Origin of the sequence: Lysinibacillus sphaericus (assembly GCF_002982115.1) — a bacterium.
GTDB classification, from domain to species: domain Bacteria; phylum Bacillota; class Bacilli; order Bacillales_A; family Planococcaceae; genus Lysinibacillus; species Lysinibacillus sphaericus.
In genome coordinates this window covers 274,719-290,697 of record NZ_CP019980.1, presented here as the reverse complement: position 1 = coordinate 290,697, position 15,979 = coordinate 274,719, and the positions used below count along the sequence as shown (strand labels likewise).

Annotated in this window: 9 protein-coding genes, 6 tRNA genes and 3 rRNA genes; 2 read left to right on the top strand and 16 right to left on the bottom strand. The window is 42.5% G+C overall.

Features of this window, described 5'->3' with window-relative positions; translation table 11 throughout:
• Positions 1 to 588: 588 nt before the first annotated feature.
• The 13 genes from LS41612_RS01465 to LS41612_RS01405 all read right to left on the bottom strand — a co-directional run bounded on the left by LS41612_RS01465 (position 589) and on the right by LS41612_RS01405 (position 8,038).
• Positions 589 to 1,110 (bottom strand): type 1 glutamine amidotransferase domain-containing protein, encoded by a 522-nt coding sequence (locus LS41612_RS01465; protein WP_024364059.1) that lies wholly within the window; start codon positions 1,108 to 1,110, stop codon positions 589 to 591.
• Positions 1,111 to 1,221: 111 nt separating this feature from the next.
• Positions 1,222 to 2,574, bottom strand: a complete 1,353-nt coding sequence (gene glmM / locus LS41612_RS01460) for a phosphoglucosamine mutase (RefSeq protein WP_024364060.1) — start codon at positions 2,572 to 2,574, stop codon at positions 1,222 to 1,224.
• Positions 2,575 to 2,894: 320 nt separating this feature from the next.
• A complete protein-coding gene (locus tag LS41612_RS01455) occupies positions 2,895 to 3,947 on the bottom strand; it encodes a CdaR family protein (RefSeq protein WP_024364061.1) in 1,053 nt (350 codons plus the stop codon).
• Complete coding sequence (gene cdaA / locus LS41612_RS01450) at positions 3,940 to 4,776, bottom strand: diadenylate cyclase CdaA (RefSeq protein WP_024364062.1); 837 nt, start codon at positions 4,774 to 4,776, stop codon at positions 3,940 to 3,942. Before cdaA ends, LS41612_RS01455 begins: the two co-directional genes overlap by 8 nt.
• A 149-nt stretch (positions 4,777 to 4,925) precedes the next feature.
• Positions 4,926 to 5,549, bottom strand: a complete 624-nt coding sequence (locus LS41612_RS01445; protein WP_024364063.1) for an anti-sigma factor family protein — start codon at positions 5,547 to 5,549, stop codon at positions 4,926 to 4,928.
• 13 nt (positions 5,550 to 5,562) lie between these two features.
• Positions 5,563 to 6,126 (bottom strand): RNA polymerase sigma factor SigW, encoded by a 564-nt coding sequence (gene sigW / locus LS41612_RS01440; protein ID WP_004225410.1) that lies wholly within the window; start codon positions 6,124 to 6,126, stop codon positions 5,563 to 5,565.
• A 133-nt stretch (positions 6,127 to 6,259) separates the two neighbouring features.
• Positions 6,260 to 7,165 carry an arginase gene (rocF, locus tag LS41612_RS01435; protein WP_024364064.1) on the bottom strand — a complete coding sequence of 302 codons (906 nt, stop codon included), beginning with the start codon at positions 7,163 to 7,165 and terminating at the stop codon, positions 6,260 to 6,262.
• 177 nt (positions 7,166 to 7,342) lie between these two features.
• Positions 7,343 to 7,415 (bottom strand) — tRNA-Lys (locus tag LS41612_RS01430).
• 13 nt (positions 7,416 to 7,428) lie between these two features.
• Positions 7,429 to 7,503: transfer RNA gene (locus LS41612_RS01425), tRNA-Gln, on the bottom strand.
• 20 nt (positions 7,504 to 7,523) lie between these two features.
• Positions 7,524 to 7,607 (bottom strand) — tRNA-Tyr (locus LS41612_RS01420).
• Positions 7,608 to 7,621: 14 nt separating this feature from the next.
• Positions 7,622 to 7,697, bottom strand: a tRNA-Val gene (locus LS41612_RS01415).
• 73 nt (positions 7,698 to 7,770) lie between these two features.
• Positions 7,771 to 7,845 (bottom strand) — tRNA-Glu (locus tag LS41612_RS01410).
• Between the two features lie 116 nt (positions 7,846 to 7,961).
• Positions 7,962 to 8,038, bottom strand: a tRNA-Asn gene (locus LS41612_RS01405).
• A gap of 269 nt (positions 8,039 to 8,307) precedes the next feature.
• Here LS41612_RS01405 and mbcS point away from each other — a divergent pair.
• Complete coding sequence (gene mbcS, locus LS41612_RS01400; protein ID WP_024364065.1) at positions 8,308 to 9,885, top strand: acyl-CoA synthetase MbcS; 1,578 nt, start codon at positions 8,308 to 8,310, stop codon at positions 9,883 to 9,885.
• Between the two features lie 163 nt (positions 9,886 to 10,048).
• Here mbcS and rrf read toward each other — a convergent pair.
• The 3 genes from rrf to LS41612_RS01385 all read right to left on the bottom strand — a co-directional run bounded on the left by rrf (position 10,049) and on the right by LS41612_RS01385 (position 15,014).
• Positions 10,049 to 10,164 (bottom strand): 5S ribosomal RNA (rrf, locus tag LS41612_RS01395).
• Positions 10,165 to 10,230: 66 nt separating this feature from the next.
• Positions 10,231 to 13,158: ribosomal RNA gene (locus LS41612_RS01390) — 23S ribosomal RNA — on the bottom strand.
• 304 nt (positions 13,159 to 13,462) lie between these two features.
• Positions 13,463 to 15,014, bottom strand: a 16S ribosomal RNA gene (locus LS41612_RS01385).
• The 16S, 23S and 5S rRNA genes sit together here, the layout of an rRNA operon.
• 271 nt (positions 15,015 to 15,285) lie before the next feature.
• On the opposite strand from LS41612_RS01385, the gene LS41612_RS01380 reads away from it, so the two are divergent.
• Positions 15,286 to 15,942 carry a hypothetical protein gene (locus LS41612_RS01380; RefSeq protein WP_024364337.1) on the top strand — a complete coding sequence of 219 codons (657 nt, stop codon included), beginning with the start codon at positions 15,286 to 15,288 and terminating at the stop codon, positions 15,940 to 15,942.
• Positions 15,943 to 15,979: the final 37 nt, after the last annotated feature.

The window sequence follows — 15,979 nt, the reverse complement described above, 5'->3', positions numbered from 1 at the left end:
ATCCGCCGAATTTTCGATAAACCTCCACCTCGTCTGCTGAAGATGTCTTCGTCCAATTTCTTCAGCTCAGGCGCTATAATTGTTTTCCGATTTTTGTGCTTCCTTTCCTCCTTTAGCACTTGCTAAGCGGACAAGATTACCCAAGCCGTCAGCTTCTCCATAATACTCAATCATATGCTATTCGTCAAATTTTCGTTATTAAAAATAACCCTTAGCTACTTTTTTTGTGACAAACTATCAAAGTGTAAGATGAGAAATGCCAGCATGATTGTATAACAATAGCAAAATGGCTGGGACAAAAGTGAAAAAGTGTTAGATTGACCGCCACCAATCTAACACTTTTTTACTGTGTCGTTGTTGTCCGCTTCGGCGGTGCTTTCCGCTCAGCACAGTAAGCCGCAACCTTCACTAACGTGCAGAATACCGCATCTTACGCTGTGTGCGTTCTGAGCAGGAGTCACCGCCTTTGCTACCAACAACTAGTTTTTCTTTTTTATTTATTATTTCTTAGCGAAAATTTATCAACACCAATGTACCTCTATTTAAAATTTTAAGGTTATATCTCAGCCTCTAAAATAGGAACGACGATTAGCTCTCTTTGCTTGCAAGTAATTTCACAATTTCTCGGTTAAAAGCTGGTAAATCTTTTGGTGTACGACTTGTTACTAATTGCTTTTGACAAACAAATACTTCTTCGTCATGGAAAATAGCACCTGCGTTTTCCAAGTCTACTTGTATGGATTTATAGCCTGTTGCATCACGTCCATTTAATGTTTTGGCTGTAATCAGTAGCTGTGGCCCGTGACAAATTGCAAAGGTTGGCTTCATGTCATCCATAAACGTTTTGACGAAGGCTACAATGCAATCATCTGCACGTAAAATATCCGGTGAAAAGCCACCTGGAATAAACAGTGCATCAAATTCTGAAGCATGAACTTCCTCGATTCCCTTATCAATTTTCACTTTTTCACCATGTTTACCTTCAACTTCTTTTCCTGCTTCAATGTCAATTGTAATGACCTCATGCCCAGCAGCCTCTAATGCTGCCTTTGGACTTGTATACTCCACGTCTTCAAACATATCTGTTATTACTGTTGCAATTTTAGCCATATAAATTAAACACCCCTTGTTTATTGTGACTCTGTTTTATACTTCCCTCCTTCAAAAATTTCAAACATAAAAAAACGACCTCCCAATGGTGGGAGATCGCGTAATTTATAATTATTCTGTTAAACCCATTTCCGTACGTACTACATTGGCAATACGTTCTACATAAATTTCGCAATCCGTTTCTGTAGCAGCTTCCACCATTACACGAACAAGTGGCTCAGTGCCAGAAGGACGTACTAAAATACGACCGTTTCCAGCCATATCTGATTCAACTTCTGCTATTACAGCTGCAACCTTAGCATTTTCCGTCACTGCATGCTTGTCTGTTACACGTACATTGACTAAACGTTGCGGGAAGATTGTCATTTCTGCTGCAAGCTCTGATAACTTTTTGCCAGTAGCTTTCATAATACTAACGAGTTGAATACCTGTTAGCAAGCCATCACCCGTTGTATTAAAGTCTAAGAACACAATATGACCAGATTGCTCTCCGCCAAGATTGTATTCATTAGCACGCATTTCTTCCACAACGTAACGATCGCCTACAGCCGTTTGTACGCTATGCATGCCGTTTTCTTCAACAGCCTTGTAGAAGCCCATATTACTCATCACTGTTGAGACAATTGTTTGCTTTTTCAAACGACCAACTGCATTTAAGTGTTTACCAATGATAAACATAATTTGGTCACCGTCAACAATTTTACCTTTTTCGTCTACTGCAATAAGACGATCGCCATCTCCATCGAATGCTAAACCAACATCTGCACCCTTTTCAGTCACAAATGCAGCAAGACCTTCTGGATGTGTTGAACCAACACCGTCATTAATGTTCAGACCTGTTGGGGAAGCACCCATTGTTGAAATGTCTGCTTCTAAGTCGGCAAATAAATGAGTTGCCAATGATGATGTTGCACCATGTGCGCAATCTAGCGCTACATGAATACCATCAAATTCTTCATCTACCGTTTGCTTTAGGTATTGAATATACTTTTGTCCACCTTCGAAATAGTCACTTACAATGCCTAGATCTGCACCGATTGGACGTGGTAATGTATCTTCTTGAGCATCAAGAATTGCTTCAATTTCTGCTTCTTGAGCATCAGTTAACTTGAAACCATCGGGACCAAAAAATTTAATGCCATTGTCGGCAACTGGGTTATGTGAAGCTGAAATCATGACGCCTGCATCTGCACTCATAATTCGGGAAAGATAAGCAACACCCGGTGTAGAAATTACACCAAGACGCATTACCTCTACGCCAATTGATAAAAGCCCAGCTACTAGTGCACCTTCAAGCATTTCGCCTGAAATACGTGTGTCACGACCAATTAATACCTTTGGACGCCCTGTTGCATCCTTTGTTAAAACATAGCCACCTACACGGCCTAGTTTAAATGCAAACTCCGGTGTTAATTCACTATTCGCGACGCCACGGACGCCATCTGTTCCAAAATATTTACCCATTCTAATTGTTCTCTCCTTCAATGCAAGACGACCGCATCATGCTTATTTCCTGCGGACAATCGGACGGCTCGTCTGCTTACTTTTGGAAAAGTCTATTTTTTATTTATCTACTAGTATTTAGGCCTCTTTAAATCACTTTTAGAGGCTCTAAGGCAAAAAGATGTCGGTACTCAAGTGTCGCACATTCACTATAACGGAATTATACAGGTGCTAACTTGAGCCATTATGTTCGTCAGCATTTTCGCTTTGCTGGATCACACAATTTGTAGAGACAGGAAATCTCATATATGAATCAAGTTAAAATTATAGTCAGTTATTGTTTAAGAATCAATATCTTCTGTCACAGGTTCAGGATTTGTCTCTGTAGGATTAGCAATCGTTTCCTTTTCCGCCGGTTCTACTGGATCCACCTGATCTACCTTTTCGGCTTTCTCTGCCTTTGTAACATTCGCTTTAATTTTAACTTTCTGTTGAGATACTTTAGTCGCACCCTCTGGTAATTTCACATCAAATTCATACGTTTTCGATTCCGTAATTTTTGATAAATCCACTTCAACAGGTACTTCGGTTAAAACATCAATAATAGATTTCTTGCCAAATAGCCTTAAGCTAGTAGTATCAAGGGTTAATTGATTAATGGTAATCCCTTCTGCTGCTTTGCCCATTTCCTTTATCGTAACAGGAAGTTCTTTGCTATATTCAGCAATATCTACCCGTACCTTAACCTGTTCTGGTTCTATTATCACATCTAATTTATTTAAATCGCGATCTAATACTTTAACAGCCGCTGCTTGAGAGAAAGGTTGTTTCAAGCCTTGTTCACCCGTAACAGTCGCTTTCACATAGCTAATGCTTTCAATAGCACTTTTTGCCCCTGTTACAAACACAGTTGCTGGGTTAGCAGACATCCCTTTTAAGTAATATCCTTCATCTATTAAACGATTATTCATTTCCGGATCTACACGGAACTCTTGTGTGACTTTTTCCTCTATATTTACATTCACTTTTGCTGGGTCTAGCGTCACTTGCAACTTATCAGAAATATTTTCGTATTGTAGTTCAACGCTATGCTCACCAATTAATAAATCATTTAAATTTACAAATACTGAGAAATCTTTCACTAATTTTGCTTGTAAGGCGATTTGTTTTGGTCCCCTTACCGTGACATTCACTGTTTTTGGAATACCCGTCACGATAAGACTATCATCATCATAATAAACTTCTACGGGTACATCTCGAATGACTTCAACCTGTTCAGTCATCGCAGTTTTATCTGTAGAAGCTAACTCGGTCCGAACAGAGAAAAATAGTAAGCACGCTAGAAAAAGCGCAATGATTCGCAATACCCATGGGCTATCCATCATTTTATCCATTCTTTTTCCCCCTCCAAGTCAACTTAGAGGCTGCATTCGATTCTTGTGCTGATCCGAACCACATTTTGCGTAACAGTGTTTCGAATTCCTCTAGAGAAAGATTGCGATGTAGATTTCCATTTAACGTAATACTAATAGCTCCCGTTTCCTCTGATACGATAATCGTAATCGCATCTGTTACTTCACTAAGCCCAAGAGCTGCACGATGTCGTGTACCAAGTTCCTTTGAAATAAACGGACTTTCCGAAAGTGGTAAATAGCAAGCTGCTGCTGTAACCTTATCTTTCTGCATAATGACTGCACCATCATGTAATGGTGTATTCGGTATAAAAATGTTAATAAGCAATTCAGAAGAAACTTCTGCATTTAGACCTATTCCCGTTTCAATATATTCATTCAAGCCTGTGTCTTTTTCTATAGAAATTAATGCACCAATTCGGCGTTTTGCCATATAGCTAACCGACTTCTTCATGGCCTCAATCAGTCTTGTTTGCTCTTCTTCTTCTTGACTTGTCGAACGTTGGAAAAGCTTTCCTCGTCCAATTTGTTCTAGACCTCGTCGTATTTCCGGTTGGAAGATGATAATGATGGCCAAGAAACCAAACTCGATTACTTGCTTTAGCATCCACCCCAAAGTTTCTAACCCTAAAAAGTCTGTTGCGATACGTGCAATAATTATGACGAAAATGCCTTTCAATAGTTGGACAGCTTTCGTCCCTTTAATGAGGGTTAAAATTTTATAAACAACGTACCAAACGAGCAGTACATCTATGAAGTTAATAGCAATATTCACTGGTGTTAAATCCGTGAATTGTTCGATAATTTGCACGTGGCATCCCCCACTTTTCATTGCGAATCCATACACATTTAAGTATAGCACATTCTTTTCAAATGTAACTTTTTTCAAATGAAAAGTCTACCCATATGAGTAGACTTTTCATCCTCTACCGTGCACTACCATGTAGGACGTATAGAGTTCTATTTAGTTTCTTTTTCCTCAAATGTCATTGCTGCCTTGACGGAATTTTTGATAGTATACCATAACCATTCGAATGCTTCGTCAATTTCCTCGATATTGCCTGAAACGACTGCTGAAGATGCCATATACTGACCGTTAATAATCGTTACATTGCCATCTACTTCACCCTCAACAAGTAAGTCGCCATTTTTGACGACGATATCGCCTTTTACGACCTCTCCTTCTGGAACAATAACCGTTTGTCCTTCTACAACAAGGTTTGGTTGTTTGGAGACCGAGAAGTTTTGATCATCCATGAAACTACCTAATAAAGTAGCACTCATAAATAAACAGAAAACTGCTGCTGCCACAAAGAACGGATGACGACGAATCCATTTTTGCATACCTACACGACTTTTGGGTTTCGGTAAACGTGCCATCACCGCAGCTTCGAAATCCGGAGGTGCTGTAATATGGGAAGCACTCTTCACAAAGGCGATCGTTTCACTCAATTCTTGCATCAATTGCTTGCAATCACCGCATGATTGCAAATGTTGTTTCAACTCTTGCTCATGCTCACGACTAATGTCACCGTCTAAATAATCATGCATATAATCAATAATATGCTCTGGACAAATATTCATGACGCTCCCCCTCCTACAGATTGTTTAATTGCTTTCGTAATGCTTCACGTCCGCGGTGAATTCTCGTTTTCACTGTCCCAAGAGGCATATCCAAAATTTCACTGATTTCCTGTAACGATAATTCTTCAATATATTTCAATACTATAACTGAACGATATTTATCCGGCAATCGTCCAATCTCATATTGAATACGATCTTGTAGCTCCATCTGCTCTAACTGTTCCTCTGGTAGTTGGTCATCTGCTGCAATCTGCGAATACATATCGAGCCCTTCTGTGCCAGCTACCTCCGCATCTAAATAATAATCCGGCTTTTTCTTTCTAATACGGTCTATGCAGAGGTTCGTCGCAATGCGATAAAGCCACGTCGAAAATTTTCTTTTTTGATCAAAAGTATGCAAGTTCATATAAGCGCGAACAAATGCTTCTTGTGCAATATCCTCAGATTCTTGCTTGTTTCCTAACATTCGGTAGCATACTTGGTACAGTTTGTGCTGATAGAGACTCACAATATCGGCAAATGCGTTTTGATCGCCTTTAAGCACTTGTTTTATTCTCTTATTTACTAACGCATCCATTGTGTTTACTTCTCCACCTTTACAACTGTCTTATACTATACGACCCGACTATAAGAAAAGTTTCAATTTATATTCAATTATAACAAAAGTTTTTTAAACGATGTGGCGATAAACATTTTTTTCACAATTTACATTAAACTAGTGTCTCACCAAACAAAGAACCTATTAATGCTACTGCCACATCTGCCGTTTTATTTTTCTCGTCTAGTATAGGATTCACCTCAACAAATTCAGCAGATGTTAACATCCCTGATTCTTGTAGCATTTCCATTGCTAAATGACTTTCACGATACGATATACCGCCAGGCACCGGCGTTCCCACTCCTGGTGTATAAAGCGGGTCTAGACCATCTAAATCTAACGATAAATGTAAACCGTCTACTTTACGTTCTTGTAAGTAAGCGATTGCATCTTCCATCACACGCGTCATACCAAGTCGATCAATTTCATGCATTGTATAGACCTTAATACCTTGTTGGCGAATTAGCTCACGTTCCCCCGGATCTACTGAACGTGCACCGATAATAATGACATTTTCAGGCTTAACCTTTGGTGCATAGTTTCGAATTTGTACAAGACGTTCATGACCCAATCCAATACTAACCGCAAGTGGCATACCGTGAATATTACCAGATGGTGTTGTTTCAGGTGTATTCAGATCGGCATGTGCATCAAACCAAATAACACCTAGGTTTTGAAAGTGCTCTCCCAGTCCTGCAAGCGTACCGATTGCAATACTATGATCACCGCCAAATACAAGCGGAAATTTTTTTTGTTCTAACACTTCATGTACTTGGTTAGCTAATGTGGTACTGATATCTATAACTTCCTCTAAATTTAATAGCTGTTTATCAACTTCTTTACTATCATGCTTTTGACTAACAAGTATATCTCCCTGATCATGTACCTCGTGTCCGATTGCCTCTAATCGCTCTACAACGCCCGCATATCGAATTGCACTTGGTCCCATGTCAACCCCTCTTCGTGTTTGTCCGTAATCTGTTGGTACTCCAATAATTGATACTTGTTGTTTATTCATATTTTTATACCCCCTTTTGGTGATAAGACTATTGTAAAGCCTACAATACACTTGGCTCAACCCAACAATAAATCGTATATTTATTCATTTAATACGTAAAAAAATCTCCTGCTGTTTTCAGCAAGAGATTAGTATCTGTAGTTAATGTTACACTTTTGAATTTAATATATAGAAAAGTGAGCCATGAAGGACTCGAACCTTCGACCCTCTGATTAAAAGTCAGATGCTCTACCAACTGAGCTAATGGCTCATAAAAGAAAAAATGGCTGGGGTACTAGGATTCGAACCTAGGCATGACGGAATCAAAATCCGTTGCCTTACCGCTTGGCTATACCCCAATCATTTAAATAAATAAAACTGGTGGAGGGGGACGGATTCGAACCGCCGAACCCTAAGGAGCGGATTTACAGTCCGCCGCGTTTAGCCACTTCGCTACCCCTCCGAAAAAACACTATATGGTGGAGGATGACGGGCTCGAACCGCCGACCCTCTGCTTGTAAGGCAGATGCTCTCCCAGCTGAGCTAATCCTCCATAGAAACAGGTGTTATTTCTTCACAGTTTATTTATCTTTTTAAGCCTATGCATTACTACAATGTATTGAAAATGGTGACCCCTACGGGATTCGAACCCGTGTTACCGCCGTGAAAGGGCGGTGTCTTAACCGCTTGACCAAGGGGCCATTTATTATGTCTCAAACAAGACAAGATTTATATTAACATCATTTTCATTTTGATGCAAGTATTTTTTAAAAATTTCTTTTTGAAATTATAAATTAGTTAAAAAAGTGCAAAAAAATGGCTCCGAAGGCAGGACTCGAACCTGCGACAACCTGATTAACAGTCAGGTGCTACTACCAACTGAGCTACTTCGGAACAATACTATTTAATTTGGTTTTGACAACCTCTTAAGTACATTTATTATTATAGCAAGCATTCTAAATTATGCAATACTTTTTCAACAAAATTATTTAATTTATTGCATAATTTTCGAATTGACGTATATCAAACCTCAATAGTTCTCTATTAAATCTAATATTTCTATTTAATGTACCAAATATTCTTGCTGTATATTATTGTAATTGTTAAAATAAAAATAGTTTTACGAATTTTCTATTAAATTTGTTTTGGGGAGGAATGTTCATATGGTAACAAAGGATTTAATTGCACCAGAGCTTTACAACATCACGGAGGAATTAGAGAAATTCTCCCAAGATAGTGATCGCCAAGCTATAAGATGGTTGGATGCTCAACAAAACCGACGTACAATTTCTTATGCCGATCTTATTCAAAAAATGAATCAATACGCGAATGCTTTTACGGAGAGAGGATTACAAAAAGGGGATCGTGTTTTAGTGATTATTCCCCGCCTACCAGAAGCTTATTTTGTTTTCCTTGGCTGTTTAAAAGCAGGTATTGTTCCGATCTCTTGTTCAGAGATGTTACGCGCAAGTGATTTAGAATATCGTATGGAACACTCTTCTGCAACTGCTGTTATTGCCTACGAGGCTTTCACTAGTGAAGTAGATAAAATTACTTCTTCCGTTGCAGCATTGGATAATAAATTAGTAATTGGCAACGCTACGAACAATTGGATTTCTTTAGATGCATTAGCTGAAAAGCAACCTACAAGCTTTACAGCTGTTGCGACAAAACGCGATGATATGGCATTCCTATCTTATACTTCAGGTACAACAGGTAAACCTAAAGGGGTGGTTCACTCTCATGGCTGGGGCTATGCGCATATTCGAACAGCAGCTTCCAAATGGCTTTGTGTACGTGAAGGGGACTTAGTCTGGGCTACTGCAGCACCGGGCTGGCAAAAATGGATTTGGAGTCCATTTTTATCGACAATTATGTTAGGAGCAACGGCTTTTGTCTATCATGGTAGTTTTGAACCTCATACGTATCTTCAACTCCTACAGGACGAAAAAGTCAATGTGCTATGTTGCACGCCGACAGAATATCGTATTATGGCAAAGATTGATAATCTTAAAGATTACAACTTAGCTTCATTAAGAAGTGCTGTTTCTGCAGGTGAGCCATTAAATCGTCCAGTTATTGAAACATTTATGAACAATTTTGGTCTGAAAGTACGAGATGGTTATGGACAAACAGAAAATACATTATTAATAGGTACGCTTGAAAACACAGAATTACGACCTGGTTCTATGGGTGTTCCTACACCTGGAAATATTGTACGTATTATAGACCATGAAGGTAATGAAGCACCCGTAGGAGAAGTCGGAGACATCGCTGTCCATAAATCATCGCCTGCCTTATTCAAGGAATATTACCGTGAGCCTGAACGCACGCAAGCTGCCTTTAGAGGTGAGTGGTATATTACAGGTGACCAAGCAAAATGTGATGAGGATGGATACTTCTGGTTTGAAGGACGTGGAGATGACATTATTATCTCATCAGGCTACACAATTGGACCATTTGAAGTGGAAGATGCTTTAAACAAACACGAGGCTGTACAAGAATGTGCAGTTGTTGCTGCACCAGATGAAATTAGAGGGCATATAGTAAAAGCGTTTGTAATCTTACGTGAGAGCTTTAGAGGGCGTGATGAGGACGAATTAATAAAAGAACTTCAAGAGCATGTTAAAGCGCTAACAGCACCATATAAATACCCTCGTAGTATTGTCTTTTTAGATGAGCTTCCTAAGACCACATCGGGCAAAATTCGTCGTATTGAATTACGTGCGACTACTGTTTAAAAAACAATTTTGGAGACATTTCACGCATTATGGTGAAATGTCTCCATTCTTTTTAAATGAATTTACAGTTTGCCATGTTTAATGGCCTCTCTATAGTCATATTTCACATAATGAAAGAAATTAAAAAAAGCCACTACTGAGTGTATCAGCAGCGACTTTTTGCGCCTAGCGACGTCCTACTCTCACAGGGGGAAGCCCCCAACTACCATCGGCGCTAAAGAGCTTAACTTCCGTGTTCGGTATGGGAACGGGTGTGACCTCTTTGCCATCATCACTAGACAGTATTTAATTGAAAGATTGTTCTTTCAAAACTGGATAAACGGTGCATTGAATGTTTCAAACTTTTTGGTTAAGTCCTCGATCGATTAGTATTCGTCAGCTCCATGTGTCACCACACTTCCACCTCGAACCTATCTACCTCATCGTCTTTGAGGGATCTTACTTACTTGCGTAATGGGAAATCTCATCTTGAGGGGGGCTTCATGCTTAGATGCTTTCAGCACTTATCCCGTCCACACATAGCTACCCAGCGATGCCTTTGGCAAGACAACTGGTACACCAGCGGTGTGTCCATCCCGGTCCTCTCGTACTAAGGACAGCTCCTCTCAAATTTCCTACGCCCACGACGGATAGGGACCGAACTGTCTCACGACGTTCTGAACCCAGCTCGCGTACCGCTTTAATGGGCGAACAGCCCAACCCTTGGGACCGACTACAGCCCCAGGATGCGATGAGCCGACATCGAGGTGCCAAACCTCCCCGTCGATGTGGACTCTTGGGGGAGATAAGCCTGTTATCCCCGGGGTAGCTTTTATCCGTTGAGCGATGGCCCTTCCATGCGGAACCACCGGATCACTAAGCCCGTCTTTCGACCCTGCTCGACTTGTAGGTCTCGCAGTCAAGCTCCCTTGTGCCTTTACACTCTACGAATGATTTCCAACCATTCTGAGGGAACCTTTGGGCGCCTCCGTTACCTTTTAGGAGGCGACCGCCCCAGTCAAACTGTCCGCCTGACACTGTCTCCTGCCCCGCTAAGGGGCATGGGTTAGAATTTCAATACAACCAGGGTAGTATCCCACCGACGCCTCCTTCGAAGCTGGCGCTCCGAGATCTCTGGCTCCTACCTATCCTGTACAAGTTGTACCAAAATTCAATATCAGGCTACAGTAAAGCTCCACGGGGTCTTTCCGTCCTGTCGCGGGTAACCTGCATCTTCACAGGTACTATAATTTCACCGAGTCTCTCGTTGAGACAGTGCCCAGATCGTTACGCCTTTCGTGCGGGTCGGAACTTACCCGACAAGGAATTTCGCTACCTTAGGACCGTTATAGTTACGGCCGCCGTTTACTGGGGCTTCAATTCGCAGCTTCGCTTGCGCTAACCACTCCTCTTAACCTTCCAGCACCGGGCAGGCGTCAGCCCCTATACGTCACCTTACGGTTTTGCAGAGACCTGTGTTTTTGCTAAACAGTCGCCTGGGCCTATTCACTGCGGCTCTCATGCGCTTGCACGCTCAAGAGCACCCCTTCTCCCGAAGTTACGGGGTCATTTTGCCGAGTTCCTTAACGAGAGTTCTCTCGCACACCTTAGGATTCTCTCCTCGACTACCTGTGTCGGTTTGCGGTACGGGCACCTCTCACCTCGATAGAGGCTTTTCTTGGCAGTGTGAAATCAGGAACTTCGTCCATACGGACTCGCCATCACAGCTCAACGTTACAGTGTGCGGATTTGCCTACACACACGCCTTACTGCTTGGACGCGCACAACCAACGGCGCGCTTACCCTATCCTACTGCGTCCCCCCATTTCTCAAACGGTGAGGAGGTGGTACAGGAATATCAACCTGTTGTCCATCGCCTACGCCTATCGGCCTCGGCTTAGGTCCCGACTAACCCTGAGCGGACGAGCCTTCCTCAGGAAACCTTAGTCATACGGTGGACGGGATTCTCACCCGTCTTTCGCTACTCATACCGGCATTCTCACTTCTAAGCGCTCCACCAGTCCTTCCGGTCTGACTTCAACGCACTTAGAACGCTCTCCTACCACTGACATCGTAGATGTCAATCCACAGCTTCGGTGAATCGTTTAGCCCCGATACATTTTCGGCGCAGCGTCACTCGACCAGTGAGCTATTACGCACTCTTTAAATGATGGCTGCTTCTAAGCCAACATCCTGGTTGTCTGTGCAACGCCACATCCTTTTCCACTTAACGATTACTTTGGGACCTTAGCTGGTGGTCTGGGCTGTTTCCCTTTTGACTACGGATCTTATCACTCGCAGTCTGACTCCCGTGTATAAATATCTGGCATTCGGAGTTTGTCTGAATTCGGTAAACCGGGATGGCCCCCTAGTCCAAACAGTGCTCTACCTCCAGTATTCTCATCACGAGGCTAGCCCTAAAGCTATTTCGGAGAGAACCAGCTATCTCCAAGTTCGATTGGAATTTCTCCGCTACCCACACCTCATCCCCGCACTTTTCAACGTGCGTGGGTTCGGGCCTCCAGTAAGTGTTACCTCACCTTCACCCTGGACATGGGTAGATCACCTGGTTTCGGGTCTACGACCACGTACTAATTCGCCCTATTCAGACTCGCTTTCGCTGCGGCTCCGCCTTCTAAAGCTTAACCTCGCACGTAATCGTAACTCGCCGGTTCATTCTACAAAAGGCACGCTATCACCCATTAACGGGCTCTAACTACTTGTAGGCACACGGTTTCAGGATCTCTTTCACTCCCCTTCCGGGGTGCTTTTCACCTTTCCCTCACGGTACTGGTTCACTATCGGTCACTAGGTAGTATTTAGCCTTGGGAGATGGTCCTCCCGGATTCCGACGGAATTTCACGTGTTCCGCCGTACTCAGGATCCACTCTGGAGGGAACGAACTTTCGACTACAGGGCTTTTACCTGCTCTGGCGGACCTTTCCAAGTCGCTTCATCTAACTCATTCCTTTGTAACTCCGTATAGAGTGTCCTACAACCCCAAGAGGCAAGCCTCTTGGTTTGGGCTCTTCCCGTTTCGCTCGCCGCTACTCAGGGAATCGATTTTTCTTTCTCTTCCTCCAGGTACTTAGATGTTTCAGTTCCCTGGGTCTGCCTTCAAGACGCTATGTATTCACGTCAAGATACTACGCGATTAAACGTAGTGGGTTCCCCCATTCGGAAATCTCCGGATCAAAGCTCACTTACAGCTCCCCGAAGCATATCGGTGTTAGTGCCGTCCTTCTTCGGCTCCTAGTGCCAAGGCATTCGCCGTGCGCCCTTAATAACTTAACCTATCGGCTTCCAATCCACTGCGCATTTCGTTGTCAGCTTCTCTCGTTCAATCAGTCACGTACGTAAGTACGCTCCTTCATTCACTCGTTCGCTTCCTAGAACTGCTTGTGTCTTGAAACCCTATTTCGTTATTAAGCCTATAAAAAACTTAAAAAATAAATGTGTTTGTTACAATTTCAATGTCGTTTTATCCAGTTTTCAAAGAACAAATTTTGAAGTATTTCATCGTAATGATGAACCTTCAAAACTGAACGCAAAACGTAATCTTACAAACCCAAGGTTTGTATTCCGAAAATATCCTTAGAAAGGAGGTGATCCAGCCGCACCTTCCGATACGGCTACCTTGTTACGACTTCACCCCAATCATCTATCCCACCTTCGGCGGCTGGCTCCAAAAGGTTACCTCACCGACTTCGGGTGTTACAAACTCTCGTGGTGTGACGGGCGGTGTGTACAAGGCCCGGGAACGTATTCACCGCGGCATGCTGATCCGCGATTACTAGCGATTCCGGCTTCATGTAGGCGAGTTGCAGCCTACAATCCGAACTGAGAACGACTTTATCGGATTAGCTCCCTCTCGCGAGTTGGCAACCGTTTGTATCGTCCATTGTAGCACGTGTGTAGCCCAGGTCATAAGGGGCATGATGATTTGACGTCATCCCCACCTTCCTCCGGTTTGTCACCGGCAGTCACCTTAGAGTGCCCAACTAAATGATGGCAACTAAGATCAAGGGTTGCGCTCGTTGCGGGACTTAACCCAACATCTCACGACACGAGCTGACGACAACCATGCACCACCTGTCACCGTTGTCCCCGAAGGGAAAACCATATCTCTACAGTGGTCAACGGGATGTCAAGACCTGGTAAGGTTCTTCGCGTTGCTTCGAATTAAACCACATGCTCCACCGCTTGTGCGGGCCCCCGTCAATTCCTTTGAGTTTCAGTCTTGCGACCGTACTCCCCAGGCGGAGTGCTTAATGCGTTAGCTGCAGCACTAAGGGGCGGAAACCCCCTAACACTTAGCACTCATCGTTTACGGCGTGGACTACCAGGGTATCTAATCCTGTTTGCTCCCCACGCTTTCGCGCCTCAGTGTCAGTTACAGACCAGATAGTCGCCTTCGCCACTGGTGTTCCTCCAAATCTCTACGCATTTCACCGCTACACTTGGAATTCCACTATCCTCTTCTGCACTCAAGTCTCCCAGTTTCCAATGACCCTCCACGGTTGAGCCGTGGGCTTTCACATCAGACTTAAGAAACCACCTGCGCGCGCTTTACGCCCAATAATTCCGGACAACGCTTGCCACCTACGTATTACCGCGGCTGCTGGCACGTAGTTAGCCGTGGCTTTCTAATAAGGTACCGTCAAGGTACAGCCAGTTACTACTGTACTTGTTCTTCCCTTACAACAGAGTTTTACGAACCGAAATCCTTCTTCACTCACGCGGCGTTGCTCCATCAGGCTTTCGCCCATTGTGGAAGATTCCCTACTGCTGCCTCCCGTAGGAGTCTGGGCCGTGTCTCAGTCCCAGTGTGGCCGATCACCCTCTCAGGTCGGCTACGCATCGTTGCCTTGGTGAGCCGTTACCTCACCAACTAGCTAATGCGCCGCGGGCCCATCCTATAGCGACAGCCGAGACCGTCTTTCAGTATTGTCCCATGAGGGACAATAGATTATTCGGTATTAGCCCCGGTTTCCCGGAGTTATCCCAAACTATAGGGTAGGTTGCCCACGTGTTACTCACCCGTCCGCCGCTAACGTCAAAGGAGCAAGCTCCTTCTCTGTTCGCTCGACTTGCATGTATTAGGCACGCCGCCAGCGTTCGTCCTGAGCCAGGATCAAACTCTCCATAAAAGAAATTTGATTAGCTCAAATTGTTTTGCTGGCATCAATTTTGATGTCCAAAATTTTGTTTCGTTCACTAACATAAGATAGCTAATAAAAACTATATTGATTACGTTTTGCTTGTTCAGTTTTCAAGGTTCATTTTGTTTCGTTTGTCGCGTCATCTCTTGGCGACTTATACATAATAACATCGATTAATCATGAAAGTCAACATAAAATCATAAGTTTTTTTAAAGAGGTTATTTTGTCGTTTTAAAAATATAGAAATGGGGTCTTTAATATGATTCGTAAAACGTTGATATCACTGGGTTTAATAGTAATATTATTTGTCTTTATCAAACCGCTAAATTCTACGATGATTTCTGTATTTAATATCGCTAATGCACCAACTGTTGTAACAAAAGGACATTATGGTACTTCTCTTATTGTCGAAATTTCTTTTTCTGATGATGCGTTGTTAGATTGGTTAAAAAACGTAAAAGCACCTTATCCGCTTCTACTTTTAGATGCTGCATGGATTGAACGCTCACCAGAGCATATTAAAGTGATACAAGAGAGGAAACTACCTACGGGATTATTAGGTCCTGAAGATTCAGTAGAAAAACCAATAGATATTGCCTTAATACAAAAGGATGTTGAAACTTATGAAAGATATTTAAAGGCTACACCACTTTGGTTTGCCACAAGAAATCATCAATATTCTCAGGAATTGCAAAAGAGCTTATTTCAAAAACAAGTAAACATTCTGTCGCCATCCCTCATTTGGCAAGGAGAAAAAACGCCTCAATTACAGAAAGGAGATTTCTTATTTACTTCATTGCATCAAGACAGTAATGTTTCTTTTAAAGCATTAAATACTTTATTGCAGCAAAATAAATTTATGTCTATTGAAGAAAACATATTCGGTTACTCAGTTCAATCTAAAAAAACCCCATAAAAAAGTAGCCTCATCTATCTTTGAGGCTACTCAATTT

Bases quoted from the DNA above. Each gene is read 5' to 3' on its own strand.
- rocF (WP_024364064.1), bottom strand. From the start codon at position 7,165: ATGAATAAACAACAAGTATCAATTATTGGAGTACCAACAGATTACGGA.
- LS41612_RS01465 (WP_024364059.1), bottom strand. From the start codon at position 1,110: ATGGCTAAAATTGCAACAGTAATAACAGATATGTTTGAAGACGTGGAG.
- mbcS (WP_024364065.1), top strand. From the start codon at position 8,308: ATGGTAACAAAGGATTTAATTGCACCAGAGCTTTACAACATCACGGAG.
- LS41612_RS01380 (WP_024364337.1), top strand. From the start codon at position 15,286: ATGATTCGTAAAACGTTGATATCACTGGGTTTAATAGTAATATTATTT.
- sigW (WP_004225410.1), bottom strand. From the start codon at position 6,126: ATGGATGCGTTAGTAAATAAGAGAATAAAACAAGTGCTTAAAGGCGAT.
- glmM (WP_024364060.1), bottom strand. From the start codon at position 2,574: ATGGGTAAATATTTTGGAACAGATGGCGTCCGTGGCGTCGCGAATAGT.
- LS41612_RS01455 (WP_024364061.1), bottom strand. From the start codon at position 3,947: ATGGATAAAATGATGGATAGCCCATGGGTATTGCGAATCATTGCGCTT.
- LS41612_RS01445 (WP_024364063.1), bottom strand. From the start codon at position 5,549: ATGAATATTTGTCCAGAGCATATTATTGATTATATGCATGATTATTTA.